Below are 26,888 nucleotides of genomic sequence, written 5' to 3'. Positions count from 1 at the left end.
AGCTTCACGCGGCGGGTTTGACCCGCGATGACGTCATGAAAGCGCTGCAAATGCGCTTCAGCGGAGCCGAGGTCACCATGATCGACGACCATGGGACACCCGTGCCGGTGCTGATCCGGGGAGACGGTCTCGAACGTGCGCCGGCGACCGACCCGGGCGATACCCTGATCTATCCCACCCAGGGCGTACCGGTGCCGCTCTCGTCCTTGGCCACGGTCACGCTGGACTCCGAGCCAGGCGTGCTTCAGCGACGGAACCTGACGAGATCGGTCACCGTGACCGCGCGCAATCCCACCATGACCGCCGAACAAGTGGCCGCGATGCTCGCTCCGAGCGTGAGCCGGATCGATCTCCCGCCGGGATACGCCATCACGCTCGGAGGCGAAATCGAGGATTCCGCCGAAACCAACGCCGTCCTCACCCGGTACATGCCGTTGGCCATAGGCGGCATGCTGTTGCTGTTCGTCTGGCAGTTCAACTCGTTCCGCAAGGTCTTCATCATCCTCGCGAGCATTCCCTTCATTCTCATCGGGGCCACCCTCGCTCTGGTGGTGAGCGGCTACCCGTTCGGCTTCATGGCCACGTTCGGTTTACTGTCGCTGGCAGGAATCATCGTCAATAACGCCGTGTTACTGCTGGAAAGGATCGAGGCGGAGATCGCCGAAGGCCGTCATCATCACGAAGCGGTCATCGAGGCTGCCGTGAAGCGATTGCGTCCCATCGTCATGACCAAACTGACGTGTATTGTCGGACTGATTCCACTGATGCTGTTCGCCGGGCCGCTTTGGACGGGCATGGCGATCACGCTCATTGGTGGGCTGCTGCTGGGTACGCTGATCACGCTCGGGCTCATTCCGGTGCTTTATGACGCACTGTTCCGGGAGCACGACGCATCTTGAAGGCGGCGTCGATCTTTGATGCCGCAGGAAACGCCCTGACCCAGATCCACATGCTCGCTATTCCCCACGTTCAACCGTCGGCTGCTTTGAAAGACGTCGTGCACCGCGGCGCACGACGATTCGACAAACCATTCGCGCGCATCTCGATTCGTACACATGCGCGAAGGTATACGGGCAGCGTCGATCGATGAACGCGGAGCCCTGTCCTTGCCTCATGACTGAACGAACCCGCCCTGGTCACGCAGTACCCTCGATCCGCGTAGGCTGTGCCGGCTGGTCGATCCCCTCCAGGATAGCCAGCCATTTCGCCACGGAAGGCAGCCACCTGGAGCGTTACGCGCAAGTGCTTCCGTGCGTGGAGATCAACACGTCTTTCTATCGGTCGCACCAGCCGAAGACCTATGAGCGCTGGGCGCGGAGCGTGCCCGAGTCGTTCCGCTTCAGTGTGAAGATGCCGCGCACCATGACTCACGAGTTGCGCTTGCGGGCCTGCCGAGGGCCTCTGGATGCCTTCCTCGGCGAGATCGCGTCGCTCGGGAACAAGCTGGGTTGCATCCTCGTTCAATTGCCGCCCAGCCTTGCGCTCGAAGAAAGCGATGCCAGCGCGTTCTTCACGCTGCTGCGCAAGCGCACGCCGTTGCCTGTCGCTTGCGAACCACGCCACCCGACGTGGTTCACTCCTTTGGGTAGTGCCATCTTGAAGATTGCCGACGTCGCCTGCGTGAACGCGGACCCTTCACCTGTCGCCAATGCGGTGTGCGACGGCGATCCGGATCTTCTCTACTTACGCCTGCACGGCAGTCCCGACATTTACTACTCGGCTTACGACGACGCATTCCTGGACGGCATCGCCGCGCGCGTACGTGCCGCGCTAGCGAAAAAGCAGGATGTCTGGTGCATTTTCGACAACACAGCGCGGGGCGAGGCCATGCCGAACGCCATGAGCTTGATGGATCGGTTGGCTTAGCACTCGCTCAGCCGTTCCGTGCAAGCTGCTCTTCTATGGCGGCTTTGTCGATGACCGACCACACCTCTTGAATGCGGCCGTCCCGGAATGCGTAGAAGACGTTCTCCGCAAATCCCACCTTCCGCCCGTTGACGGGAAGGCCCAGGAATTCGCCCTTTGGCGCGACATCGAACCACAGCCTGGCCGCGACATGGGGTTCTGTGACGGCGAGGATCCGGACCTCGAAGAAGAGGTCGGGTATCTGCTCGACATCGTTTTCGAGCATGCACCGGTATCCATCCAGGCCGAGCGCGATGCCGTTGTGACGAACATCGGCGTGTACGAATCGGCCCAGCTTCTCCCAGTCCCGAGCGTTCAGGCAGGCGATGTAGTCACGGTAGATGGGCGCAAGATCATCTGGGGTCATGAGATGGCATCCTCAGTCAGCCTACAGCTTTGATCACCTCGACGAGGGCACGCAGGAAAGCGGGCACGACGAAACCTCGAACTACCGATGAGATACGTCGTTGGTGACGGGGTCATGTCTGAATTCGTTTGCCGCGAAGAACAGCCCATGCCTGGAGAGCTTGGAGCGCGGGCTTTAGCTCGCGGCCCAGTTCAGTCAGTGCATATTCCACGCGCGGTGGCACTTCCGCGTAAACCGTGCGTGACACGACGCCATCGGCTTCGAGCGCCTTGAGATGCTGCGAAAGCATCTTCTGTGAGACCCCGGACAGGTAACGGCGAAGCTCGCTGAAGCGAAGCGCCTCCGCGCCGAAAAGATGGTAGACGATCAAGACCTTCCAGCGTCCGTCCAAGGCCTTCAACGCAGCATCCAGTTCGTCGACGGAGCAGGGTGGCGCCGGGGATTCATCGACAAGTTTCATGGTTACGTCATGGAAATCTGGTGAGAAAAAAGTGCCGCCTTGTGCCTTGCGATGGAGATCCCTAGATTTTCGGCCATCGATCACCGACGGGACAGCACATGACTGGGAATTATAGCGACTCGGCATCTTCGGCCGCCGCTTTACGCGCCATGGATCGCATCGAGATCCAGGACACCATATCGCGGTATTCCTATGGGCAGGATAGCCAGCAAGGCGCGAGCGGCGATGTCGTACCCGCGTGGGCCGACACCTTTACCGACGATGGAGAGGTTGACTACAGCGCCGCTGGCGGTCCCGTCGGCACATGGCGGGAACTCGCCCGGTGGATGCGTGGCGAAAAAGGCAGCATGAGTGGGTTCTCCCACTGGCAGCACATGCTTAGCCTCCCCCAGGTGGTACTGGATCGCGACGTTGCGACAGCGCGAACCGATTTCTTTGCATCGCACCGAAGCCTGCCTTCCATCGAGCCGGCGTTCCACCTGAACGCCGCCGGTGCATTCCACGATGAGCTGGTTCGGACGGCGGAGGGGTGGCGAATCGCCAGGCGACGGTTGGAACTGTATTTTGCCGACTCGCTTAGGGTCTTCGCTGCCTAGGTGTGCGAGTCCGGATCTACCGGCGCGATGGCGCGAACGTGGATATAAAATGTTCAGCACGGATGCCGTCATCAATGCCATCGCGGCGCGATCCGGTCTATAGGGAGGTTCGGAATCCTTCGCGCGCAAGGATGTCTTTCGATGCCTCCCAAAGCCTGTCTGCAAGGGCTTCGTTTACCAGAAGCGGATTGGCCCTGGCAGGCATGCCATTAACCCAGTAAAGGCCTGTCTTCCCGCTCACGCGCCGGCTTCCGGCAAGCAGTGCGATCGTCGCGGCGCCTTGCTCGGGTGACTTCATGAACGGCGTCGCGAGACGCAGGATGGCGTTAAGTGGGAAACGCAGGGAGCGATTGAAACCAGTGTGCGCTACCGCGCCTGGGTGAAGAGCGTTCGCGACGATGCCACGGGGCGCCAACTTTTCAGCGAGTCGCCGCGCAAACACGGCGTTGGCCAGTTTGGATTGGCCATAGAAGGTCGATGCCCGATAGCCCCTGGCCCCATCGAGGTTATCGAACTGGATGCCTCCGCGCGGCGCTTGGCCGACGCTTGCGCTGCTGCTGGTCACCACGATGCGCGCCGATCCGTCCCTCAAGAGGGGCAATACCCTGTCGATCAGCAGGAAGTGCGAGAGGTGGTTGACGAGAAACTGCATCTCCACGCCGTGGCGTAGGACGAGCCGGGGCAGGTTGCCGATGCCGGCATTGGCAATCACGGCATCGATGGGCGTTGGGTCCCGGGTAATCGCCGAAGCCGCGACCTCGATGGACGCGAGATCGGCGAGGTCGCAAACGATGCCCGTCGCGCGGGAACCGATGGCCCTTGCTGCCAGGTTCGCCGCATCGACCGAGCGGGCGAGGACGACCAGTTGTGCTCCCTTCGACGCGAGCGCGCGGGCGGCCGCCAGGCCAATGCCTCCCGCTCCGCCAGTAATGACAATACGCTGGCCTTCAAGGGATTCGCCCTCGAGGACGCTATCGGCGGTGTCGTTGTGCTTAGTCATCGCGTCATGCCTCACTCGGCAGGAAAGCGCGTACCGCCGCCAGTATCTGGGTGTGCATTTCCTTGAGCGACGCGCTGCGGCGCTTGGCTTCATGGCTCGCGTAAAGCAGAAGGCGCGCCTGGGCTTTCCCACGCGCAGCGGTCTCGGCGTGGAGCGAGGCCGCGAGCAAGGTGACGAACGCAGCTTCGAGTTCGGTAGCGATCGCCGTGGCGAGTTGCCGGGTCGCCTCGGTCAGCTCGCCCGCATCCTGGGCGCTGCTGATAGCGTGGGGACCGAGCCATGCCGCCAGGGCGTTGGCGACGATTACCGCGTGGCTGCCGCAGGCCTTGAGCGCCACCGACGCGGCTGCGAGCTGGCTCGCAAGCGCGTGGTGTACCGTGGCCTGGAAGAGCCGATCCTTGGATTCGTACCTAAGGTAAAGGAGCTGGCGCGAGCAACCCGCGGCGCGCGCCACGGCATCCATGGAAGTGCGGCGATAGCCGAGTCGCGCAAACGTGGCGGCGGCAGCATCGAGGACGGGATCGGAACCGGGGGCTTTGTCATCCATGTACTGAGTTTACAGAAAATGTATAACATGTAAAGTATCGATCAAGCCGGGACGAAACTGCGGCTCTCACTCCGGAAGCGACCCGGGCTTTGGCCGGTGGCGCGTTTGAAGGCAATGCTGAAAGCGGTATCCGAGAGATAGCCGATCCGCTCGGCAATATCCGCCAGCGAATCGTCCGAGTGCCTCAGGGCGGTTCGCGCGACGGCTATGCGCCATCGGTTGAGATAATCCATGGGCGCGCTGCCGACAAGGCGTCGAAAATGGGCGGCGAACGCGGTGCGGGACATGTTCACGGCGCGGGAAAGAGTGTCCAGCGTCCAGCGTTCACCCGGCTGGCCGTGCATAAGCGTCAGTGCTTGCCCGATACGTGGGTCTGACAGGGCGCCGAGCCATCCCGATGGCGCTGGCACGTTATCGAGGTATGCACGCAGCGCACTGACAAGCACCAGGGCGGCGAGGCTGCTGCGGGCTACGTCCGTGCCCGGCATCGGTCGTCCGGTCTCGCCCTTGAGCAATGCAAGCAAGTGCGTCAGTGACGATGTGCCGGGGGAGCCTGCTTTCAGATGTATCAGCGGCGGAAGGTGGCGCAGGAGCAACTCGCTGACGTCGTTCTCGAACATGAAGCGCCCGCTGGCCAGGCTGACATCCGACAGGTCCCCCAATGGACCGTCGTAGCGAACGACGCCATCGGCATCCCGTATGGCGCGATACGTCGTGGGGCCATCGATGGGAATGCATGAGGGGTCGCTTGCGGAGCAGAAGGGTTGTCCCGTCGTAAGCAAGTAAAAGTCGCCCTCCTCAAGCGCCAGGGGATCGCGGGATCCTTCCAGCCATAAATGAAACCGGCCGCTGAGAACTCCACCGAACTTGATGTGTTGGTAGGCCGGAAAGCGAAAGGCCCAGCGGCCGTGGCCTTCGAACCGGGACGAGAGCGCAGAGCTGACCCGGAGCATGGAGAGCACTTCGGATAGGGCATCCATCGGTACGATCCGTAATGTATTAAGGACTTTAGGTTATACAAAGATATATCGATTGGCGAGAGGATAGCTCTGTCGCCCATCAGCGGGCGCTCCCGAACCCAACGGAGTCATCCCATGAAAGCCTGGCAACTGGACGGACTTGGCGGTTCGTTCCGATACATCGATTCACCCGTACCCGCCGCAAGGCCGGGGAGCGTCGTGGTTCGCATCGAAGCATCTTCATTGATGTCGTACATGCAGGATTACGTGGACGGAAAGCTTCCGATCTACCAGGCGCCGCGCCGGCCGTTCGTCCCCGGTGGCAACGGCGTCGGAACCATCCACGCGGTGGGTGAGGGGGTGTGGCACCTGCAGCGAGGACAACGCGTGGCCATCTCTTCACACATGGTGGCTCAAGAAAACGTGCGTAACCCGGCGCAGATCCTTCTGGGCGTCACCGGGCAAGGCCCCATCGCCGCCCATATGCAAGACGACTGGGCCGACGGCACGCTCGCCGACTACACCGTCCTTCCCGCCAACCTGGTCACGCCGGTGGATGGCCTGGGGGAAATCAGCGCGCCGCTGCTTGCGGTATCGATGCGATACCTGGTGCCGTATGGCGGATTGCTACGCGGTCGCCTCGCCGCCGGAGAAACGGTGGTGATAGCCGGGGCGACCGGGGCTTACGGGACCGCCGCCGTTTTCGTCGCCCTGGCGATGGGCGCGCGGCAAGTGGTCGTGCTTGGCCGCGATGCAGGGAAGCTGGCCGGTTTGACGGCATTGGCCAGTGACCGCGTCACGCCGCTCACGGTGACCGGAGATGCGGCGAAGGATGCCGCTCGCATCCGCGAGGTCGCCCATGGTGCCGTCGACCTTGCGTTCGACATGGTGGGCGGTGCCACCGATCCGAATATGACGCTTGCCGCGCTACGCAGCCTCGCGGACGGTGGCCGGCTTGTCCTGATGGGCAGCATGGCTGTCCCACTGCCGATCCCCTACACGGAGGTGATGCTGCACAGCTGGGAAATCATCGGCAACTTCATGTATCCCCGGGACGCCTACCGACGGCTGCTCGACCTCTTCCGGGCGGGCCTGCTCGATCCGGCTGCCATCGAACCGCGCATCTATCCGCTGGCCTCGCTGCACGAGGCTATGCGCGCGGCGCGGACAGCGGGAAATCTTGAATGCATTGTCATGGACCATACCGGAGACTGATCGATGAAGCTCATTCACCACGCGTTTCGTCTCTACGTCGATAGCACCCGGCTAGAGGCTACCGTTGCGTTCTACGAGCAACTGCAGGCCGTTCCATGCGAACGCCGTATTCCGTTCCCAGACCTTGGGGTCGAGGTCGCCGTCGTTGGCGCGTTCATCGTGCTTGGCGGCACGGCGGAGGCGCTCGAGCCCTTTCGCGCTGCTACGGCCCTCCTTGTCGTCGATGACCTCGACACGACCCTCGAATGGGTTTTGGGGCTTGGTGCTGAGCTGCTCCATGGCCCGAAGGATGCACCCGGCGGTCGCAATGCAACCGTCCGGAACCCGGACGGGCTTGTCGCGGAGTACTACCAGCCGACGGCTGGTTGACACCATGCAGTACACGACGCTTGACCATACCGGCACTATCGTTTCGCGCCTGTGCCTCGGTCGGATGACATTTGGCACCGACGTATCGGCCGCCAACCCGATTGGGGGTGTCAATCCTTCCACTCGCCGGTCGTGATGTTGAGCGGGGGTTGCTACCCGCAGCCCAGTCCGAGAAGGTGGGTATGCTGTGCTGGAGTCCGCTTGCCGGCGGTGTCTTGTCCGGGAAGATCGATCGCGACACGGCTCCTGCTTCGGGTACGCGGCGATCGCGCGACGGCCGGAACTCCCATCGGGATGCAGCTGCGGGGACCGTCGTACCCTAACGCTGGTGGCCTTAGACGTGCCACACGCGCTCCTCGGCGTGCGTGGCGAACTGAGCTAACAGGTCAACGAACGCGCGCACTTTCGGTGGCCGGAACCGGGCCGTCGGAAAGACCACGTATATTCCCCCGGAAGGAAGCGTCCATTGGGGTAGGACATGGATTAACCGGCCGGCGACGATATCGTCCGTCACGGCGTAATCCGGTAACACGGACAAGCCTGCGCCCTGGAGCACGGCTTCGCGGACCGGCAGCGTCGCATCGAGCGACAACGAGGCTTGCAAGCGCACGTCCTGACGTGCGGCTGTACCCTGTGAAAACGACCATTGAAGCGGGTCCCGAAGGATCGTATTGGCGACGAACGGCAGTGTGCCGACAGCCTCCGGTTCGACCAGCCGCTCCACGCGATCCCGCCACGGCGCGGGCGCGACCAACAGCTGGCGGAATGTGCCGATCTGTCGGGCTTGCAGCTGGCTGTCGGCCAGCCAGCCGATACGCACGGCCAGTTCGATGTTCCGATCCATCATGTCGAGCTTCTGGTCGCTTAGGACCGCATCCACCTTGCACTGCGGATACCGCTGCATGAAGGCGGCGATGGCGGGTACGACTACGCTGATTCCATAATCCAGTGGCGCGGTGAGGCGGAGCAGTCCGGAGGGTTCCGCCGTCTGGTCATGCAATCCGGCGAAGGCATCTTCGGCCTCCCGAAGTATGGTTGCGCACCGCTGGTAGAAGGCCTGACCGGCCTCTGTCGGCTGCACCTTGCGTGTGGTGCGAAAAAGCAGTGCGGTATGGAACTCGGCTTCCAGTTTCGCCACCTGCTGACTGACCACAGCCTTGGTGATGCCCAACCTGTCCGCTGCGGCGGTAAACGAGCCAGTCTCCACCACCGCCGCGAAATAGGCGATCCGCTTGAGATTGGAGAAGCCTGCCATGACCCGCCCATTTGTATGCCAAAAACATACAGAGTGTGTATGTCGTCAGCGTTAATAAGTCAATGACGCGCGAGTAGCATGCGCGTCACGCAGCACCCCAACAGGCCGTTTACCTCCCAACGGCCGGGGCAGGGCTGCACCAAATCCCGTTTGGAGCCGCCATGTCGACCGTGCCCGTACCGCCTTTCATGGGAAAACTGTTGCTGACGCTTTGGTTGTTCGCGCTCCCGTTGCTAGCGACCGCCGCACCGGTGCACTCCGGGGTCAGGAACGTGGTGTTGGTCCACGGCGCGTTCGTGGATGGCTCGAGTTGGTCCGAGGTGATCGCCTTGCTACGCCGGAAGGGTTACCACGTAACGGCCGTGCAGAACCCGCTCACTTCGCTGGCCGACGACGTGGCTGCGACGCGACGAGTCGTGGACCGGCAGGATGGCGACGTGATCCTGGTGGGGCATTCCTGGGCCGGGGCCGTGGTCACCGAGGCCGGAAACGCAGACAGGGTCAAGGGCATCGTCTATCTCTCGGCGCTGGTGCCCGACAGCGGCGAATCGGTCAGCGACCTGCTGGCCCGGCTCCATGCCCCGATGCAAGGCATGCAGCCGGATACAGAGGGGCGGGTGTGGTTGAACGACCCGGTTGCCTATGCCCATGTGATGGCGGGCGACCTACCTGCCGCGAAAGTCGCCGTCATGGCCGCGGTCGCGCCACCCATGGCCGTGGAGGCCTTTGCGGGCAAGGTGTCCCACGCCGCCTGGCGCGACAAACCGACCTGGTACCTCCTGACCGAGCGTGACAATGCGTTGCCGCTGGACATCCAGCAGCGCATCGCGGAGGCGATCGGTGCACATCACGTCCTGCTCTCGTCCAGTCACCTGTCCCTTGTATCCCATCCGACGGACGTCGCCCGGCTGATCGACGAGGCGGCGCAGGCCGTAAGTCGAAATGCGGGCCCGTAACCCGTCCTCATGCACACTTTCCTGGAGAACGATGCCATGCAACTGCTTCATCTGGATTCGAGCGTCCTCGGCGACGCCTCGGCATCCCGCCTGTTGACCGCCGCGATCGTCGACACCTTTCGCGACAATCACGTGCACGCGTCGGTGCGCTACCGCGACCTCGTTGCCGAGGCGATTCCTCACCTCGATGGAGCTATCGCTTCCGGCTTCCGTCCGGTTGCACAGGATCGACACGACGATGGGATCGCTGCCGAACACGCACGCTCGGATGTGCTGGTTAGCGAGTTCCTCGCCAGTGATGTCATCGTCATCGGTGCCCCGATGTACAACTTCTCCGTGGCCACCCAGCTGAAAGCGTGGATTGATCGCGTGGTGCAGCCGGGTCGAACCTTTCGCTATACCGAGCACGGTCCAGTCGGCCTATCCGGGGGAAAGCGGATCATCGTCGCGTCGACGCGCGGCGGCATGTACTCCGAGGGTGCCGCCAAGGCGATGGACTTCCAGGAAGCGTACCTGTCGACCATGTTCGGGTTCCTCGGCATCACGGATGTGCAGTTCGTACGGGCCGAACGCCTCAGCCGTGGCGTCGAGATCAGGCAGCAGGCCCTGGACGACGCCCTGGTATCGGCCAAAGCCCTGGCCGTCTTTTCCTGAGGCCCTCATGTAGGCGGGGCAGGCCGTCCAGATAGTTGGGATTCGGAGTGGGTACCGTGCGGATTTCATTGATCAGGTCGTGGCCCAGGTGAGCGACGCCAACAGCTATTACCGAGCGTACACGACGGTACGTTACAGCTCGCGCACATAAAGGAAGAGGCGTGCACTGAAGCACAGGGCTATCTGTTTGGCGAAGCATTGCCTGCCGATGGTCTCGCGGCGTTCATCCGCGCGCACGAGACAACATTGCCTCCGCGTGGGGACGCTCCCGGGGCTTGACGGGTGCCTATAGCCTGATTCAACCTCACCTCGAAGCGTCATGGCGGTCCTTTAACTTTCGCAGCGCCGAGAAGCCGCCCACGCCGGCAGTCATGACGATCACGCAGGCCAGGGGCGGCCACCACCATCCCTCCATCCGCAAAAGTGCAATGCTCGTTCCGAAACCTGCGAGCAGCGCGACCAGTGCGATCGTCCACATCTGGCGAAATCCGGGCAGACCGTAGAGCAGCAACGGCAACGTCAGCAACGTGGCGCCGATGACGAGCTGGTTCGTGAAGTTCAGTGGTGTCAGCGTGCTGGCATTTTCGATGGACTCAAGCAGGTTGGCCTGATACTCCACGCCCGGCATGCGCTCATCGCCACCCGAAGCCGAGGTGTCGAGCAGGTCGCCAAGTCCCGAGGCCGTCGCACCGACGAATACCCAGCGTCCGTTGAGTAGCGCGGGCGACACATGGCCTTCCAGCAGGTCGACGTAGGAGACCTGGTCGAAGCTACCGGCCGGTCCGGCGAAATGGAGCAGGACATAGTCGTCGCGCATCCATTGGTAAGGCGATTCCATGTCCGTATCCGGTCTGTGCAGGCTGGGCAGTACCGGCTTTTGCGTTTTCCGGTCCATACCATAGACGGCGAGGGCGAGGGCCGGCCAGTACGGGCGCCCCAGGCCAGCTTTCAGATAGGCGCCACGAATGACGCCGTCATCGTCCTTGGCGGCATCGACGTGACCGAAGGCAGACGCCTCACTGGCGATCTCCTGCGTGGGCAACATTTCTTCCAGCGTTCCGCCGAGTTCGGCGGCTTCGGCGAACACGGGCATGGCGACGTGCCCGTTTCGGCGAATGGCCTGCGCGAAAGCGCGATCGTTTTCTGGGTGATTGATGTCGGGCTCGGCCATGGTGATGTCGATACCGACACCGCGAACGCCCGCATCGGTGAGGCGATCGAGCAGTCGTGCGTGTACTGCGCGCGGCCACGGCCAATTGCCGAGCCTGGACAGGCTCTTCGCGTCGGCCGCCACGATAACCACGGCGTCACTGGTCCGATACGACCAATGACGCATGTGCAGGTCGTAGAATGTGTTGTCGAGTCGGGTGGCCACGCCGCTCGCCATGATCAGGGTGAGCGAGGCCACGCCGATCATCCAGGTCAGCACACGCCCGAGTACGACGAGCGGATCAGGACGCATCGTCGACTGCCACGACATCGGCGAGGTTCCATGCGTCGGTTCGGCTGCAGCGGTTCATGGCATCAAAGTAGTAGCCATAGCAACGATGCACCGCCGCCTGCCGCTGCCCAGCGGCAGGCCACGCATGGCATGCGCGTTTTCTGCACCGAGCCCCATGGTCCGGCATAGCCGTCGGTGTCGATGGTTTGCACGCGCACATACCATTTGCCGGAAGACAGCTTCTTGAGGTCGATTTCCGGTCTGTCGAGCGTGGCATCCACTTCTGGCCGGGTGAAGTCTGGATGACGCGCCAGTTGTACGTGATAGCGTTGACCCGGTTGGCCCGCTGGCCAGCTCAGTGTCAGATCGCCATGCGAGCGCTTGGGTTCGCCAGGTACCGGAGCGGGTGGTTCGGATACCAGATCGAAGGGAAGTGCATGGGTGTACGGACCCACCTTGCCGGTGTCGTCGCGGCTGGCGATGCGCCAGTAGTAGCGGCCAAGAGGTAGCGAATGGGCCGGGCGCACGTCGCTTCCCGTCACCTGCGGCTGATCGGCCAGCAGGTGTTCGAATGCCGGATCGCTAGCCAGCTGCCAGGCGTAGGACGTAGCTTGCTGGCTTTCCGTCCAACGGAATGCCGGTCGGGTATCGCGCACCCGGCTATCTGGCTGCGGCGACACGATCAGCGGCGGTCGCGGGTGGTTGTCGATGGATATGGCGGAACAGGTGGCGTCGAGGCCTTCAAGCGCGCTTGTGCCGACACCGCGCACGCGGATCGCATAGGTGCCATCGCTCAAATCGGGAATGACCGCACGGGTATCATCGACGACGCGGTCCAGCAGCAGGGCCTCGAATTTCGCACTGGACGCGACCTGCACGCGATAATGCCGGGCGCCGTTCAAAGCCTGCCACTGAAACTCGTAAGGAAACTGATTGATCGGGACTACCGGGCATTGCAGTGCCGGTGCCGGAAGCAGCGATTGCGGTTGTCCCGGAGAAGCTTCCCCGGCAGTGGTCACGCCCAGTCCGGTCGTCGCCAGGACATGTCGCTTGTCGTTGCCGACATCGACCTTGCCGGAGATCACCTCGGTTCGCGCCTCATCGGTCGCCGAATTGGCGATCACGCGAAAGTGGGTGCCGCGCACGCTTGAAATCGTGCCTGGAGTCGACACATTGAATCGCGCGGCGTTCCCGCTCATGGGGGTAACGTCACTGTTGATGCGCCCTCGCTGCAGACGTACGCGCGTGTCGACCATGCCTGTGTTTTTGTAGGCGCTAAGCCGATCAAGAGCGAGCTCGCTGTTGCTCTGCACGAGAATGCGCGAACCGTCCGCGAACTCCAAGGTGAGGCTGGAATCACTCTGAGTCACCAGCGTAGCGCCGTAACCGAACGACATGCCTTGCGTCACGGGCATCGCCTGCGCGGTGCCGGGCAGGGTGGCTGTGGCATGGCCGATGACGGCAATCACCCTGGCCCTCGCGGGTTCCAGCCGCAGCCACGCCACCGGAATGTGCAGAGTCATGCCTGGCGGCAGATGAAGCGGATCGGCGACTTTGTTGTAGTCCTGGAGTTTCTGCCAGGGGATGCTCGGTTTCAGGTAACGCCCGGCAAGATCCCAGATTGTGTCGTTGGGACGTACCCGATAGTTCCAGTCGGCAGCCGGCGTGGCAAATGCCGGTGCAAAAAATATAGGGCCGAAAGCGATAGCAAGCGACACAGCAAACAACCAGCGGCGAAGCCGGGACTGCCCCAAAACCTTGCGTGACATAACCTCACTCCTGTTGCGCCCCCAAGCGCTCTGCCGCGCGATCCTTCCAGGCACGCCGAACCGTCCGGATTCGACAGGCCTGATGCGGCACAAAGACGGTGTTATTATCGTGAAGTTTCGGGGAAATTGCTATTTGACCCGTCTATTCAGCTAGTTGGTTATTCAAGCCTGAGAGCAGGGTCTCGACTTCCAGGGCAAAACCGGGCAATTGGGAGAGAGCGTCGTTCCCCTGTTCCGTATGCAGGGACTCAAGCAATTGCTTGCCCCGGCTAAGTAATGCGCCATCGTTAAACAGTTGTAGGGCACCAAGCAGGCGATGCAGGCTCAAGGATGCGGCCGCCGCGTCGTCCATTTCGACGCAACGGTGTAGTTCAAGCAGGTCGTCGCGACTGGCGCTGGAAAAGGCCTGCAGCATTTCGGCGTACAGACCTGCCTCCTCGTTACCGCCGGTCAGTCTGGCCAGCTGTACGGCGTCGGAAGCATGGGGTATATGGGCAAGCGTGGATGCCGGTTGTTCCGGCAACCACTGGCGGATTTTCTGGCTGAGCGGGAGTAGTTGCAGCGGTTTGCTCAGGGTGTCGTCCATGCCGGCGTTGCGGACGCGCACGGCCTCCCCGGCCAGGGCGTTGGCGGTCATGGCGAGGATGGGAAGCCGTCGTTGGCGACCGGTCTCCGCTTCGTACTGGCGCCATGCCATAGCGAGTTCGTATCCGCTCATCAAGGGCATGTTGCAGTCAGTGAGCAGCATCGCGTATTCGTTACCGGTCAGGGCCTCGAAAGCGTCCCGCCCGTTGTCCACCACTTCGCAACTCAAGCCGAGGATCGCCAACTGCCGAAGGATCAGCTTTTGGCTCACCGGATGGTCTTCGGCGACTAGGATGTGCCCGCGATCGACCGGCGCACCAGCCAAGAACAAAGGCAACGGATCGGAGTCCGCTATCGCGCCCGACGATAGCCCCTCACCGGTCTCTTGCAATGTTTTATCGCGCAGCTCGAGTGCGACAAGGCAGGCGCGCACCAGTGACTGCCACTTCAGCGGGTTCGCGCTCAGGGGCACCCGGTCATCCCCCACCGTCGAAGGACCTGCATCGCCGGTAACGGCAATGACATGAGCGCTGATCAGGGACTCACTGTCTTTATCGGCGGGGTCGATAAACAGCAAGCTCGCCGCCATGCCTTCGCGTAACGCTTGCGATGGCATGGCTTGTTCCACCGTCATGCCCAAGGACTTCAGGTGCTCGCTCAATGACCTGGCCGTTTCAGCCGAGCTGATCCTCACGACCGCATGGCGCCCATGTAGTCCGGCGGGTGCGACGACTTCTCGCCGTACTACAGAAAGGCGGACTTCAACTCCCACCGTCGTTCCCACGCCGGGCTCGCTGCTCAACTCGACCGCGCCACCCATGAGTTCGACCAGATGGCGGCAGATGGCAAGGCCCAACCCGGTGCCTCCATAACGCCGGCTGGTCGAGGCCTCAGCCTGGGTGAACGGCTTGAACAGCGTGGCCTGCTTTTCTCCTGGAATACCGATGCCGGTATCCGTGACGCTGATGCGCAAGTGCTGGTGATCGCTCTCGTCGCCAAGCACGACCATGCGCACGGCAATGCTGCCCCGCTCCGTGAATTTGATGGCGTTGCTCAGCAGGTTCAACAGGATCTGGCGTAGGCGAACGCTGTCGCCGCGCAAGATGCCTGCGACGGTGGCATCGATTGCTACATGGATGCCAAGGCCTTTCGTCTGAGCACGCGCCGCCATTACGCTTATGACGTTGTCGACCAATACACGCGGATCGAATGGCGTTTCGTCCAGCCTGAGATCACCCGCTTCGAGTTTGGAAAAATCCAGGATGTCGTTCAGTACTTGGAGCAATATGTCCGCAGAATCCTCAACGGCACGTAGAAGCTCACGCTGCTCAGCGTCGATCGGCGTGCGTCCGAGTAATTCAAGCATGCCGATCACGCCATTCATTGGCGTACGGATTTCATGGCTCATCGTGGCCAGGAAATCCGCTTTTGCCTTCGATGCGCGCTCGGCGACATCGCGCGCAATTCGCAGGGCTTCGTTGCGCGCGTTGAGTTCGGTCGTATCGATGAAGTAACCAATCAGCCGCACGCTTCCATCTGGCAACTGCTGCGTCGCAAGCGTCGCGCGAATCCAGCGCAGGCCGTCGCGGCCGAATGCGCGGAAATCGAGCGAGCGTTGCCCCAGGTCGGTGGTGGCGGGGAAGATCAGTCGACCGAAAGAGGCCATATCGTCGGGATGAATGCGGCCTTGCAACACATGCTCTCGAAGCACGTCGCCCGTGCCGAGTAGGTCCACCAATTCCAGACCGAACAGGGCGCGTGCATCGCCAGCGGAAAACGTGAGATGGCGGCCCCCCTGTGTGTCTCTGAGTATGGTGAAGACCACCACGGGGATTTGCTGGACGATGTCGCGTAAACCCAGGTCGGTGATCCGCGCGGCGCGTTCCGCGTCACGAAACGCCGTGACATCGATAAGGATGCCAATAGACCCGACGAGTTGCCCACTCTCCGTGTGGATCGGGCGATTCCATAACAGCGCCTGCCGCGGCATGCCGTCGTCGAATGTGTAGTCGATTTCACGAGGGTCGTGCCCATCCGCTGTTCCGCCGAAACCTTCGCCCAAGATCGCCGCCGTCATCGCTTCTGCAGCGGCGGGGTGTTGTCGGTAGTACGCATTCGTGCCTACGATGCGTCCATCGAGGTCGTGGATGGCCACGGGCGCCAGCAACGCGTCCAGGGCGCCTTCGGAAAACGAACGCTGGGCGAGGAGTTCCTCATGCAGGCGCCTGGCCTTACTCACATGGGCCTGCAGCAGCCAGGCAAGCCCCATCGCCACGGCTGCCACTAGGATCAGCAGCACGGCGAGCACAAGCGTAGTGGCGGAAATAGGGGTCGCCTGATTGTTGATCCAGGTGACTCCATACGATGCCTCGAAGGTAGCGATCCCAGGCAACAAATGGGGCAGTGTGGTCGGCATATCGCTCCTCGACGCCGCAGTGCTGACTGAGTTCATGGCAGGTTTTGCTGCGCGTTCATGTTACAATTACGGCCAATTCATGCACAAATCATGCCGTGTGCGAAGATTTATACGCGGTGGTGATGGCTGAGTTATGGGGTGACCATAAACCGTAGGGTGAGGTGCGCAGTGCGGGTCATTATTTCCGACGACCATCCTGTTGTACTGATGGGGTTGAAAGCAGCGCTGCAAAGCTATGGAGACAGGTTCAGCATCATAGGCGAGGCGAGCAATGGCAGGGAGCTGGCCAGCTTGCTGTCACGCGAGCCTTGCGATCTGCTTATCACCGATTTCTCCATGCCGGGCGATCAGCCTTCCGAGGATGGCCTGTCCATGTTGGCCGGGATACGCGAAAATTATCCGAAGCTTTCCATTCTTGTACTCACGATGCTCCGCAATCCCGCTCTGGTGCAAGGCATGCTTGCGATCGGGGTGGGTGGCGTCGTCGACAAGATGGCGATGACCCGGGAGCTGATCCTTGCGATCGATGTCATCTGCGCGGGACGCATCTATCTCAGCGAACGTACGCGTAAACAGATCGAAGAGACGGTGATAGCCAACAACGAGCCTGGGTCGATATCCCCGCGCGAGGCCGAAGTAGTGCGATTCCTGGCCCAGGGCCTTACTGTCTCCGAAATCGCCCGACGCACAGGACGTAGCGTGAAAACCGTCAGCCAGCAGAAGCGCGATGCCATGCGCAAGCTCGGTCTGGACGGCGACAAACAGTTATACGACTACGCCCGCTCCAACGGCCTGTTCTAAGAAAGGATAGCCGCCACTGTACGCCTGTTGTCACCTACGCCTCGACCGCCTCACGCTCGTGCATCGCGGCGGCGTGGGCGGCACCTCTGCGAAAAGATGCGTGAAGAGGCACTTTTCAGCCCGTCTAGGACTTTTCTGATTCCAATCGCGAGGCCAGTCGCTCACATTACGAACCATGAGATGTGACGGCATCGTGCCCCATGGCTGAACCAGGAATTCATGCACGTCACACCACGGTTTTCCGCATACCAGGGACGTGTATGTGTCGACGATTACGTCGACGGCAGTCGAGTCCGCATTTGCCCCCGATAGGGCTTGGCTGCTGGGATTTAGTTGTAACTAGAGAGGGGTAGAGCATACGAGATGCCGCAACACTTCTTGCGCACGGCTGACGCCGTCGCAATACCCAGTCATCCTGGTCCAGTCCAGTCGCCGATAAGGCCACTTATGCCTCCCCCTGTACATGAGGGATTGGCGCTTCAGCGCAGCTCATTGCTAGACGTGCTGTGTCGCATTGAAAGCCACCTCCATCTCAGTGCTTCATCCACGCTCGGCGCCAGGGAGGTTGCGATGAGACGTGACCTCCACGAACTGGTGAGCACGGTCGACCCCGAAGACGCTGTTTCGCTCGCCGAAGTTCGTCTACCCATGTTGCGCAGGATTCTATTGGCGGAGTGGGGCGACGCGGCCCTGGGAGATTATGCCTCGCTCGTCATGCTGCGTTCGGTGGACCGCCTGGTTGCGGTGGACCCGAAAATGCGCGATCTGTTTCGTCGGGCTGTGGTGGCGCTGAAGCATCCAACGTAAAGTTGCCTTCCAGGCCTAAACTGGCCCAGCGTTTTCAGCCGACGGTTGTTTCGTCCACAGGTATCTTTATCTTCACGGAGTCTCCGACAATGGCATCACACGGTATTATCGTATGGCTGATCATCGGCGCAGTAGCCGGTTGGCTTGCCGGATTGTTGGTCAAAGGCGGCGGCTTCGGCCTGATTGTCGACATCATCGTCGGTATCGTCGGTGCGTTTATCGGCGGCTGGCTGGCCGGTGTTCTTGGCATCAGCCTTGGCGGCGGCCTGCTCAGTTCTATCGCTACCGCGACGCTTGGTGCGGTGATACTGCTGTTTATCTTACGCCTGTTCAAACGGGCTTAAGTCGATAGCGGAGTTACAGAAGCGCCGGCAAATGCCGACGCTTCTGTATGCCGTCAATCGAATCACAGAATGACTTTACGAGGCAAACGGCTAGCGGCGATGGAGCTCCTCCCCTCGGTCAGGCATCTTGATGCGGAATATCGCGATGTGCTTCGATGCGTATGCGAACGCGGCTGATAATTCATCGGTGTGACGCCACCACCATTGTGCGTCACGATACGGCCGTCCCTGAGCTACGCGACCAGTGTGCCGAACGCGATCGGCTAGGCCGCCAGATTGCTCGCGGTGCAAAAGGGCTTGCCCCACGCGAGCAGAAGGCATCAGTCCCGCAGAACTTCGGTTCTGCGGGACTCTTTCTTTTTTGACTCGCGAAGGAGCGCACGCTTTATCGCTGTCGAATCGAGGCCGCGAACCGCTTCGGTGAAATTCCGACAACTCGGGTGAAAGCGGTGCTGAATGCGCTTGGTGATTGAAATCCGACAGACAGCCCGATTTCACCAATACCGCTCGTACCGAGTCGCAGTGCGTCCTTTGCCAGCGCCATACGCCAATGCTGCAAGTATTCGACGGGCGCCATCCCGACGGTTGTACGAAAACGAACGGCAAAAGCGGAACGTGAGACGCCGCAAAGCCGAGCCAGGTCGGCTACGGTCCAGTCCTTCTGCACGTCACGGTGGACCGCTGAGAGCGCACGCGCAACTATCGGGTCTTTTAGACCCGCGATCAGCCCCGAGTGCTGCGGCTGCGCAGAAAGTCGGGCACCGCGCAGAATTTCCACCAAGATCAATTCCATTAGACGTGCGACGACGAATTCGCTGCCGGGCCCTGGGTGCGAGGACTCTGCTTCGTTCATGTTCATCAGGGCGCGAATGTGCGGCGAGGACGTGTCGTTTCCGGGGATGTGAACCAGCGAAGGGAGCAAGCCCGTCAACAGGGTCTCGTTTGCCGTATCGAACAGAAATCGGCCACCGCGAAGGGTGACCGGCGACTTCGCACCGCTGCCGACTCGCAGTGTCGTCTTTTTCGTCCGGGCGACTGCCACCTCGCTCTCGATCGGTTCGATCGAGAGGTCCGAGTTGAGCACGAAGGGTGCATCAGTTCGAACGAGAACAAAGTCGTTGGCGCGCAAACGCAAGGGCGGCACGCGCGGACGAACCAGCTGGCACTCTCCGCGTGACAGCCAGCAGAACAGGAGATCGTCTCGTTTCCGAAACGATACCGCCCATGCTCCACGCCCCTCGATGCCACCCCACAGGGTGGCACGCGGTCGAAGCAGGCCGATCAGATCGAGGAAAGGATCCATATTTGGACGAGAGATAAAGTTTTACGCATATTTAGCTATCGACCGTACTTATACCGCAGTCTACGATGACTGGGCAATCAGCGGGCCCGCCGTATCGGACCTGTTCATCGACACTCTCCGTGGATTCAAGTCATGCTGAAAGAAAAACGTGTTGTCGTTCTTGGCGGGTCTCGCGGCATCGGCTTCGCCGTGGCCGAGCAGGCCGCGCTCGAAGGAGCCAGTATCGTCATCGTCGCCAGTCAGCCCAAAAGCGTCGCCGATGCGGTGGATCGACTCCCAAAAGGTTCCGCCACAGGCCGGGCCGTGGATTTGAAATCGGCGAATGCCACGAGACAGCTCTTCGCAGAACTGGGTGAGTTCGACCACCTGGCCTATACCGCGGGTGAGCCGCTTCCGTTTGGTTCACGCGTCGTGGACACCGACCTGGCGGCCGCTCGCGAATTCTTCGAGTTGCGTTATTGGGGCGTGCTCGCTGCGGTGCAGGCGGCAAGTCCCCATATGCGATCCGGCGGCTCGATTGTCTTGACTGGCGGGACTTCGGCACGGCGCCCGCCAGCGGGCTTTGCCTTTGCGGCGAGCATTTGCGGGGCTATCGAGTCGCTAACGCGGGCCCTTGCCATCGAACTCGCCCCCATCCGGGTCAACGCGGTCGTGCCCGGAATGGTCGTCACCGATCTCTGGTCCGGAATTCCGACCGAGACGCGCGAACACATTTTCCGCGAAACTGCTGCGAAGCTGCTCGTGAAGCGAGTTGGGATACCTAACGATCTCGCTGAGGCCTACCTTTCGTTCATGCGAGGGGGCTACACGACTGGTCAAGCTGTGGTCGTGGACGGCGGTGGAACCCTCGTGTAGTCGTTCTGCGATGGCGTGGAATGCGTCCGTCAGGCCGGTAGCTTGCCTCGATCGTTCGCGCGAGGAGAAGTCGACCCCGTCCTGCATTAGTCGGGTACGGTGCGGCTGTCTGCGCTGATCGAGACGGGTGGTCGCGTTAACGGTTACGTCGAGTGGGTCGCTGATAAGGATCGCATCCTAGATCGCCTGTCGCTGGCTGAGCTTCGCGCGATGGGTGTGGGTGTCGACAAGACCCCGTATGGGGTGAAGTTGACCGCTAAGGACCGGGTTCTGGTAGTTACCTCGTGGCCCATCGATCAGCCTGACCGGATCAGCAACGCGCAGATCGAGGCGATACGGCGTGGCGCGGTTCCCGTGCCGGAGCCGATTGCAGGGGAATCGACGGCCGGGGCGAAAGGCGGGGCGGATAGCCATGCGCGCGTGGGCTCGGTCGACTCCTTGACGTGGGCCGAGAAGTAGGCAAATAGCGTGCCTGAGCCTCTTCCATAATTGTACATAATATACATTATGCGAAGTGATGGGCATCCCATCGAGGGGGCGTCCTACCTCGATACCCCATTATTGGCTGAGGGTTGGAGCACCTCTGCGTTTTCTTAGGATCAGCCAACCAGCGAGCACCAGCATGAGTACCAGCAACGCTGATCCCGCTGCAATCAAAGTGAGCGGATGCACATGGAGTCGCCCCATCCGCTTGGTGAACCATTGCCACCAAAGCGGCCGCGCGGCGGCATCGAAATTCGGATCGGGACACTGATGGCCGAAGTCACCTGCCCACTGCACGTAAGCGCCATGCTTGACATAAAGCTGCCACGCCTGCCGAAGATTGGCGATGGGATCGCGGCCGTCGATCGCTTGGGGTGGCGCCTCGTTCATCCAGTGCGCCGCGTGGCACAAAATGGCGGCATAGGCCTGCGAATGGGACGGTACGAGCTGCGCGGCTTTCAAGGCATCGTCGTAAGCGATGTACCAGCGCAGGTTGTCCTGATCGGGTACCGTGTAATTCGCCTTCAGGCGTGCCAGTTCGCTGGATGACACGCCAGGGAAGTCGGGTGTTGCATTGTCTTTATAGAGCGCGGAATCATGATCAAGGATTTCGCCGTGCTCGACGCGCGTCAGCAACGCAAGCTGGTACCACGCGGCAGCCTTTGCCACGTCAGAGCCGCCGTTTTGCGTCTGCTCGTGGGCAGTTGCATAGGCCTGAATCAAATCGTGCTGGGTCTTGAGGTTTTTGCTCAGGCCCGTGTCGAAGGATGCGTCATACTTATTGATGGGGGTGACCATCGCCGCATCCGCATAGGCTAGAGCATCTTGATAGCGCCCTTCCCTCACTAGCCGCTTGGCGAGTACGGAGCGTAATTCGGCACTTTGGAAATCCGTGATCGGGCCGGTGGAGCTCGAATGATCTGGTGGTAGCGTCGCCACGACGCTTTGCAGTTCCGCCGTGGTCAGCACGCGCTCCCCAAGATAGAAGGTTAGATCGTAGGACTGCTCCACCCGGTACGTTCTGTTGCAGGCAACGAGGTCACGCAAGGCGGGGATAAACTCGCCCCGCACCCGCTCAAGCTGCGTCATTTCCGCACACGCCGCAGATTCGTTGAAGGGCGATAGGCCATCGGGATCGGGCGTGGCCGGGGACTTTGCCAGCACCTTCCTGTATGCAGCCTCGGCCTCCGCCAGCCTGCCATCGGCGACCAGCATCTTGGCTTTAAGCCACCAGGCGAGCGCAGTGTCCTGCCCATCGACAAGCGCGTGTACGAAATCCATGTCACCCGTGCGATAGGCCAGCGCGGCAAGGCGGTCCGGCCACGCTATTCTATCTTTGGGCCATTGCTTTGCCGTGCGCACGATAAGATCCATCGTGCCGTTGTCCACGTTGCCATAGAGGTGGCCACCAGGCACGTAGACGTATTCACGCACGCGACCGTCATCATTGTATTCAAGGGCATAGGCGATCAACAGGCGTTGCCCCAGCGGAATGTTCTCCACTTTCGCCATGCCATCTGGATCCTGGTAGAGCGCCTGAGCCACCCACTTGAGCGACTCCACGCCTTCGACCGAACCACGCGTCGCCTGCTCCGCATACAAGCCTATGGTCGAACTCAGGTCGCCGGCCGCGCGCCGCAAGCGGGCCTGATCGCCGAAACTTGCCACAGCCAGACCATCTGGATCAGGCACGCCGGCTCGCGCCAGCGTACGCGTAAGCACGAATGCCTTTTCGGCGAGTGCGGCATCGCCAGGATTCATGCGCAATGCATAGCTGCGACCGAGCATGTACGCAGCAGTCACGCCGCGCGGCGCCTTTGACGCATCCGGCAGTTCGACTACCGCCTGGAAACGGGGAATGGCCCTCTCAAGCGCCGCGCGCTGTTCCGTATCCATCGGCCCGGCCGTTGGTGGCTTGGGCCAGCTCGCATCGGGCTTCCGCTCGATCACGGCAGGATGCGCGGCATGAAAATCCACGGCGGCGGCCGCGTAGAGCCGAATCGCATCGGGCAGGTCCGTGCCGAGGGCATAGGCGGCATCTCCGCTGGGCGCCGACTGCATCGCCTTGAATTCAGCGGCGTACTGATCGGGTACCGCGATGAGCTTGACCTGCTGTTCCCGGCCTTCGTCACGCTGTTTGTTTTGCTTCATTTCGTCGTCGAAGGATCCCGCCGCGGAGAGCCGGATCGCGTCCATGCCACGTGACAACGCGTAGTCGTCGACTTCAACGACGTGCAGATGATCATCCCGCGCGGGAAGCAAATGCACGACTTCGAAGACAAATCCATTGTATGGCCGATACGCAAGAAAACCGTCCGGAAGGGACGGATCGTCCGCGGCCGCGGCGCCTCCCGCGCAACCGATGGCCAGCGCAAAAGCCGCCACGCGGCGACGCCAGCCGCCGCGTCGGTTCAAAGCGAAATCATGGCTCAAGACCTTCCCCTTACCGATTTGGCGCGGTCAATATCCGCTTGCCCTTGAAACTCAAAACGCTTTGCAGGTCGCTCCATGGAATCCGGACCGTAAATCCGCCGATTATTTCGTCCGCGGACAAGGCCAACTGGTTTACCCGAATGGAAAACGGGTTGCCGGGGAGCCAGTTGGAAGGGTCCGTCGCGACACGCTCGATCGCATTCGGCGATGGATGCCAATTTTCACGGTGACTCAGCGCCTGTTTTAGCACCTCCTGCTCGACGCGTTCGGTCAACAACCGCTTCCAGTCGTCCCCTGCAGAAAACAGATCCGAGGCCCGCAGCAGATGCACATCGCCGCGCATCATCACGACGTTGTACTGAGTCTCGGACATGAAGTGATCCTGCGGCAAATCATTGAAAGGCCCCTGCCCGTACGAGATGACCAGGTTCGGCCTGAGGCCACGGCAGGTGTCATCGCGGTCCTCCGACACCGTTATCAGCAAGATACTGGCGACGGAGACATGTGGCTCCCGATAAATGTCCCCCTTTCCGCCCTGACAAACGGAAGCCTTTGCCGGGCCACCGATGAGCTTTGCAAGCAGGGCATTCCAGGCCTGCACGTCCGACCAGGCAAGGTTTGGCGAAAGCGATTTGGAATCGATCTGCGGAATCGACGATTCCGACCAGAACGGCAAGCCACCCGCTGGATCCGGGGTGGTCTCGTAGGAACTTCTGACGAAATACGTAAAAAGAGAGGGTTTGTCTTGATGTGCAACCAGCCATAACAACCGATCGTCACGCCTACGGATCAGTGCGCTCAGGCACCGCACATTCCCTGGAGAGTAGTCCTCATCAGCAAAACCGCAGGCCGTCGCCCTGTAGCGCAACCAGGCCCGCTGGTCGGCGCGTAGCGCGGATTGGCCTTCAGGCGAAAGCCGATTCATGGCTTCACCGTAATCTTCGTTGAGTTTGGCGTCCTGGCTCGGCAATTCCGAACAAACGGCTTTGTCGATGTTGGAGGTGGCCGCTGTGCAATTGGTTCCCAACGTATAGCCACTATAACTTGAAGCGATAAATATCATCGCGGCGAGAGAACAGCGTCTTACCCAGCGCTTCACGTCGTTCATCACTTCCCCTGTGGATTTGGAGCGCGGCATCGTACAGATGGATCGAAGAATGCCCTTATTCCGAATGATTTCAAATAGGGATGACGGCTATCGGCAAAATAAATGGCAGCCTTGGGGCCTTGAGCAGCACTGCCCTACCCCTATAACCTGCCCAAATCGCATGCGCGGACGCCTTCATCGAAATGTCCGCCTTGAGTCGAAAGCGGACGTTCGACATTTTATTGGATAGTTAGATCACCCTCATGTACTCCGCAGCCCATAACCATCTTAGATACCGTCGATTTCGTCGAACTTGCGGCCGAGCGAGAACGGTTCATAGGATTCCCCATCTATACTTGATCAATTAGTTGAGAAGCAGATTAATGGCGGATGTCACATTCGCCGAACCACTACAGAATGCGGCGTCACCGGGGGAGCTATTGCACTGCAGAGAACGGATTTTCAGGCCCTCGGCCGTATAGGCGGCACGCGTGGCGGGAATGTCTCGAACACCTTTGCAGCTCGCGTCTCCGCCAAGGCCCGAGAACCAGGCAAAGGGTGCGAGCCACGTCACGTCGGGATCGTTCTCGATGGCGGTAAAGAACCTCTGGGTCGGGTCAAGGTCAACCAAGTCGCAACCCTGCATGGCGCCGGGGACGACAATATACTTCTTGCCGGGCGCGTACTGCTTGAGTGCGGCGAAGGTTCGCGACCACTTGCCGTCGTCGTCGCCGTATTCATCGAATCCGACCCAGTCAAGCATCTTCATGCCAGCGAAGAACCGGTCAAACCCTTCGCCCGAGAGAATCGAGGCAATGGGTAGGCTGGCGGTATGGCTGTCCTGGCGAACGGCATTCATACCGTTAACGAAGCTCGGATTCGCCTGGCCATTCACATCGTTCAAGCAGGTGCTTGGGCCGTTCGGTTCGTCCACGATATACACGGCAATGACCGTGCTGTGTACTGGGTCACCCGGAATCAAATAGCCTTGATCAACCATCGCCTGCGATAGCGACGCCCAGGATGCCGCTGCTCCCGGATCGTTGTTCCAGCAGCTGATATCGCCATTGCTGGCCCTCACGGCCTGGAACACAAATGGATAAGCCGGAACGATCGCGTGCACATGAGCTGCTTTTGCCGCCGCAAGCTTTTCGAGCACCTGCGACTGCGTTACCGCCCTCCCCGAGGGCGAGGTGTCACCCGGCCACGCCATGATCGCATATAGGTTGCTATGGCCCTTCATTTCGTTGAAGCCGATATCGGAAGGCGGTGACGTCAACGTATTCACGGTGTCGCCAGCAAAGTATCCGAAGTATTTCTGAGTCGCAGTCCCCGCCGTAGCGGCCAAGCTTAGCGTCAGCCCTGCCAGTAGCGTGACAAGTCGATTGATTTTCACAATGCTGAGTCCTTGGGATCGACGCATGCGTTACGAAGGAATGACGCCGAAATTGCTGATCATGCAGCCGCCATTTACCACGTCGTATTCAATATGCATCTTCCCGCCCATGGCTTTCGCGGCGAGGACCATGGCGACAAGTCGGTTCTGTCGATCCTGGGATTCGCTTGCGTTAAACATGAGTTGGCCGTTTCCACAGGTGGATGGCGTGTACCAAAGGACGACACCCTGAGGTGCGGGGTAGTCCTGAACAAGCCAACCGCTGACAGGTGCATCGAATCCCGTTACGGCGTTCGCGCCGCTAGCGAATGCAGCAGCAATGACGAGACACGCGGATATGGCTGCTCGGCGGATATTTTTTTTCATGGCGGACCCCAGATTTTTTGCCAAGATTGGCCCGGGGATCATCATGGAAGGGAATCGACCGAGTATGTAGGCGGCGTCCTGTCTGGTTGTAGGGGATGCCCTACAAACTCATGTTGGGCCAAGTGCGCGGTGTTCGTATCCACTGGACGGAAACGCACCCTGAGAACGGTATATGGATAGGGATCTCCCCGCTTGGAGTGAACTCCCGACGCCGTGCCGGCATCCCCTCTTCCCTGCCCTGATGTGGTTCCACCCCTGTCTCCTGTTGCAGCATTCTCTATCCGCCGACTTGCTCAGCAAGTGACCGGAAGATTGGCGAATTCGGCGATCCGCCGACGATCGCCAATGATGGCGACAAGTGTGGAGATCCGGACGTCAACAAGCTTTGAGAAGAATAAGACCCCCGTTGCGAAGGCTATCAGCTCTCCGTGACGGGGCGACATGATTGCCCTTGCGAATACTGATTTTGCAGCAGCGAGGTAGAAGCAAACCCGGCAGCCTTGAGGCGCCAAGTATCAG

The 26,888-nt window shown here is 60.9% G+C and carries 27 protein-coding genes; 13 read left to right on the top strand and 14 right to left on the bottom strand.

The annotated features are described in order from the left end of the window. Window positions 1–899, top strand: an 899-nt coding sequence (locus tag ACR9ZJ_RS12310) for an efflux RND transporter permease subunit (protein WP_481287900.1), incomplete at its 5' end; no start/stop codon positions are given. A gap of 187 nt (window positions 900–1,086) precedes the next feature. Then, the gene (locus ACR9ZJ_RS12305; protein WP_481287899.1) at window positions 1,087–1,866 is read left to right on the top strand and encodes a DUF72 domain-containing protein; all 780 of its coding nucleotides are present in this window, start codon (window positions 1,087–1,089) and stop codon (window positions 1,864–1,866) included. 7 nt (window positions 1,867–1,873) lie between these two features. Here ACR9ZJ_RS12305 and ACR9ZJ_RS12300 read toward each other — a convergent pair whose 3' ends face one another. Further along, window positions 1,874–2,272, bottom strand: a complete 399-nt coding sequence (locus ACR9ZJ_RS12300; protein WP_481287898.1) for an ester cyclase — start codon at window positions 2,270–2,272, stop codon at window positions 1,874–1,876. A gap of 112 nt (window positions 2,273–2,384) precedes the next feature. Continuing rightward, a complete protein-coding gene (locus ACR9ZJ_RS12295) occupies window positions 2,385–2,732 on the bottom strand; it encodes a winged helix-turn-helix transcriptional regulator (protein ID WP_481287897.1) in 348 nt (115 codons plus the stop codon). 149 nt (window positions 2,733–2,881) lie between these two features. Here ACR9ZJ_RS12295 and ACR9ZJ_RS12290 point away from each other — a divergent pair, with 149 nt between their 5' ends. Further along, a complete protein-coding gene (locus ACR9ZJ_RS12290) occupies window positions 2,882–3,328 on the top strand; it encodes a nuclear transport factor 2 family protein (protein ID WP_481287896.1) in 447 nt (148 codons plus the stop codon). 97 nt (window positions 3,329–3,425) lie between these two features. On the opposite strand, the gene ACR9ZJ_RS12285 is transcribed toward ACR9ZJ_RS12290, so the two are convergent. From ACR9ZJ_RS12285 to ACR9ZJ_RS12275, 3 genes are read right to left on the bottom strand one after another with little or no spacing between them, the layout of a single operon-like run. Beyond that, complete coding sequence (locus ACR9ZJ_RS12285) at window positions 3,426–4,328, bottom strand: SDR family NAD(P)-dependent oxidoreductase (protein ID WP_481280414.1); 903 nt, start codon at window positions 4,326–4,328, stop codon at window positions 3,426–3,428. 4 nt (window positions 4,329–4,332) lie between these two features. Beyond that, window positions 4,333–4,875 carry a helix-turn-helix domain-containing protein gene (locus ACR9ZJ_RS12280; RefSeq protein ID WP_481287895.1) on the bottom strand — a complete coding sequence of 181 codons (543 nt, stop codon included), beginning with the start codon at window positions 4,873–4,875 and terminating at the stop codon, window positions 4,333–4,335. Between the two features lie 41 nt (window positions 4,876–4,916). Beyond that, window positions 4,917–5,855: an AraC family transcriptional regulator gene (locus ACR9ZJ_RS12275; RefSeq protein WP_481280416.1), complete on the bottom strand. Its 939-nt coding sequence runs from the start codon at window positions 5,853–5,855 to the stop codon at window positions 4,917–4,919. Between the two features lie 114 nt (window positions 5,856–5,969). Between ACR9ZJ_RS12275 and ACR9ZJ_RS12270 the strand changes: the two genes are divergently transcribed. From ACR9ZJ_RS12270 to ACR9ZJ_RS12260, 3 genes are all read left to right on the top strand, one after another. Beyond that, window positions 5,970–7,049, top strand: coding sequence for a quinone oxidoreductase family protein (locus ACR9ZJ_RS12270; protein ID WP_481280417.1), 1,080 nt, complete (start codon window positions 5,970–5,972; stop codon window positions 7,047–7,049). Window positions 7,050–7,052: 3 nt separating this feature from the next. Next, window positions 7,053–7,418, top strand: coding sequence for a VOC family protein (locus ACR9ZJ_RS12265; protein ID WP_481280418.1), 366 nt, complete (start codon window positions 7,053–7,055; stop codon window positions 7,416–7,418). A gap of 107 nt (window positions 7,419–7,525) precedes the next feature. Beyond that, window positions 7,526–7,741, top strand: coding sequence for an aldo/keto reductase (locus ACR9ZJ_RS12260; protein ID WP_481287894.1), 216 nt, complete (start codon window positions 7,526–7,528; stop codon window positions 7,739–7,741). An 11-nt stretch (window positions 7,742–7,752) separates the two neighbouring features. On the opposite strand, the gene ACR9ZJ_RS12255 is transcribed toward ACR9ZJ_RS12260, so the two are convergent. After that, window positions 7,753–8,673, bottom strand: a complete 921-nt coding sequence (locus ACR9ZJ_RS12255) for a LysR substrate-binding domain-containing protein (protein WP_481287893.1) — start codon at window positions 8,671–8,673, stop codon at window positions 7,753–7,755. A gap of 161 nt (window positions 8,674–8,834) precedes the next feature. Here ACR9ZJ_RS12255 and ACR9ZJ_RS12250 point away from each other — a divergent pair, with 161 nt between their 5' ends. Both ACR9ZJ_RS12250 and ACR9ZJ_RS12245 read left to right on the top strand, forming a co-directional pair. Further along, window positions 8,835–9,629 (top strand): alpha/beta fold hydrolase, encoded by a 795-nt coding sequence (locus ACR9ZJ_RS12250; protein ID WP_481287892.1) that lies wholly within the window; start codon window positions 8,835–8,837, stop codon window positions 9,627–9,629. Window positions 9,630–9,665: 36 nt separating this feature from the next. Beyond that, window positions 9,666–10,283 carry an FMN-dependent NADH-azoreductase gene (locus ACR9ZJ_RS12245; protein ID WP_481287891.1) on the top strand — a complete coding sequence of 206 codons (618 nt, stop codon included), beginning with the start codon at window positions 9,666–9,668 and terminating at the stop codon, window positions 10,281–10,283. 304 nt (window positions 10,284–10,587) lie between these two features. On the opposite strand, the gene ACR9ZJ_RS12240 is transcribed toward ACR9ZJ_RS12245, so the two are convergent. From ACR9ZJ_RS12240 to ACR9ZJ_RS12230, 3 genes are all read right to left on the bottom strand, one after another. Then, window positions 10,588–11,691 (bottom strand): CHASE2 domain-containing protein, encoded by a 1,104-nt coding sequence (locus tag ACR9ZJ_RS12240; protein ID WP_481287890.1) that lies wholly within the window; start codon window positions 11,689–11,691, stop codon window positions 10,588–10,590. Window positions 11,692–11,807: 116 nt separating this feature from the next. Then, a complete protein-coding gene (locus ACR9ZJ_RS12235; RefSeq protein ID WP_481280423.1) occupies window positions 11,808–13,493 on the bottom strand; it encodes a FecR family protein in 1,686 nt (561 codons plus the stop codon). A 142-nt stretch (window positions 13,494–13,635) separates the two neighbouring features. After that, complete coding sequence (locus ACR9ZJ_RS12230; protein WP_481287889.1) at window positions 13,636–16,494, bottom strand: hybrid sensor histidine kinase/response regulator; 2,859 nt, start codon at window positions 16,492–16,494, stop codon at window positions 13,636–13,638. Window positions 16,495–16,662: 168 nt separating this feature from the next. Here ACR9ZJ_RS12230 and ACR9ZJ_RS12225 point away from each other — a divergent pair, with 168 nt between their 5' ends. The 3 genes from ACR9ZJ_RS12225 (at window position 16,663) to ACR9ZJ_RS12215 (ending at window position 18,446) form a co-directional block, all read left to right on the top strand. Next, window positions 16,663–17,295, top strand: a complete 633-nt coding sequence (locus tag ACR9ZJ_RS12225; RefSeq protein WP_448097627.1) for a response regulator — start codon at window positions 16,663–16,665, stop codon at window positions 17,293–17,295. Between the two features lie 570 nt (window positions 17,296–17,865). Continuing rightward, the gene (locus ACR9ZJ_RS12220) at window positions 17,866–18,102 is read left to right on the top strand and encodes a hypothetical protein (protein WP_306846904.1); all 237 of its coding nucleotides are present in this window, start codon (window positions 17,866–17,868) and stop codon (window positions 18,100–18,102) included. Between the two features lie 89 nt (window positions 18,103–18,191). Then, complete coding sequence (locus tag ACR9ZJ_RS12215; protein WP_481280425.1) at window positions 18,192–18,446, top strand: GlsB/YeaQ/YmgE family stress response membrane protein; 255 nt, start codon at window positions 18,192–18,194, stop codon at window positions 18,444–18,446. A gap of 385 nt (window positions 18,447–18,831) precedes the next feature. Here ACR9ZJ_RS12215 and ACR9ZJ_RS12210 read toward each other — a convergent pair whose 3' ends face one another. Next, window positions 18,832–19,749 carry an AraC family transcriptional regulator gene (locus ACR9ZJ_RS12210; protein WP_481280426.1) on the bottom strand — a complete coding sequence of 306 codons (918 nt, stop codon included), beginning with the start codon at window positions 19,747–19,749 and terminating at the stop codon, window positions 18,832–18,834. A gap of 132 nt (window positions 19,750–19,881) precedes the next feature. Here ACR9ZJ_RS12210 and ACR9ZJ_RS12205 point away from each other — a divergent pair, with 132 nt between their 5' ends. Continuing rightward, complete coding sequence (locus ACR9ZJ_RS12205) at window positions 19,882–20,604, top strand: SDR family oxidoreductase (protein ID WP_481287888.1); 723 nt, start codon at window positions 19,882–19,884, stop codon at window positions 20,602–20,604. Window positions 20,605–20,703: 99 nt separating this feature from the next. Next, window positions 20,704–21,063 carry a hypothetical protein gene (locus ACR9ZJ_RS12200; RefSeq protein ID WP_481280428.1) on the top strand — a complete coding sequence of 120 codons (360 nt, stop codon included), beginning with the start codon at window positions 20,704–20,706 and terminating at the stop codon, window positions 21,061–21,063. A 99-nt stretch (window positions 21,064–21,162) separates the two neighbouring features. Here ACR9ZJ_RS12200 and ACR9ZJ_RS12195 read toward each other — a convergent pair whose 3' ends face one another. From ACR9ZJ_RS12195 to ACR9ZJ_RS12180, 4 genes are all read right to left on the bottom strand, one after another. Then, window positions 21,163–23,520, bottom strand: a complete 2,358-nt coding sequence (locus ACR9ZJ_RS12195) for a hypothetical protein (RefSeq protein WP_481287887.1) — start codon at window positions 23,518–23,520, stop codon at window positions 21,163–21,165. Window positions 23,521–23,530: 10 nt separating this feature from the next. Beyond that, window positions 23,531–24,628 carry a lysozyme inhibitor LprI family protein gene (locus ACR9ZJ_RS12190; protein ID WP_481287886.1) on the bottom strand — a complete coding sequence of 366 codons (1,098 nt, stop codon included), beginning with the start codon at window positions 24,626–24,628 and terminating at the stop codon, window positions 23,531–23,533. 343 nt (window positions 24,629–24,971) lie between these two features. Continuing rightward, a complete protein-coding gene (locus ACR9ZJ_RS12185) occupies window positions 24,972–26,003 on the bottom strand; it encodes a hypothetical protein (RefSeq protein ID WP_481280431.1) in 1,032 nt (343 codons plus the stop codon). 30 nt (window positions 26,004–26,033) lie between these two features. Continuing rightward, window positions 26,034–26,369 (bottom strand): hypothetical protein, encoded by a 336-nt coding sequence (locus ACR9ZJ_RS12180; protein WP_481280432.1) that lies wholly within the window; start codon window positions 26,367–26,369, stop codon window positions 26,034–26,036. Window positions 26,370–26,888 lie beyond the last annotated feature (519 nt).

This window comes from Luteibacter sp. KNZ12-1A, assembly GCF_056755675.1.
This window is presented reverse-complemented; position numbering and strand designations above follow the sequence as displayed.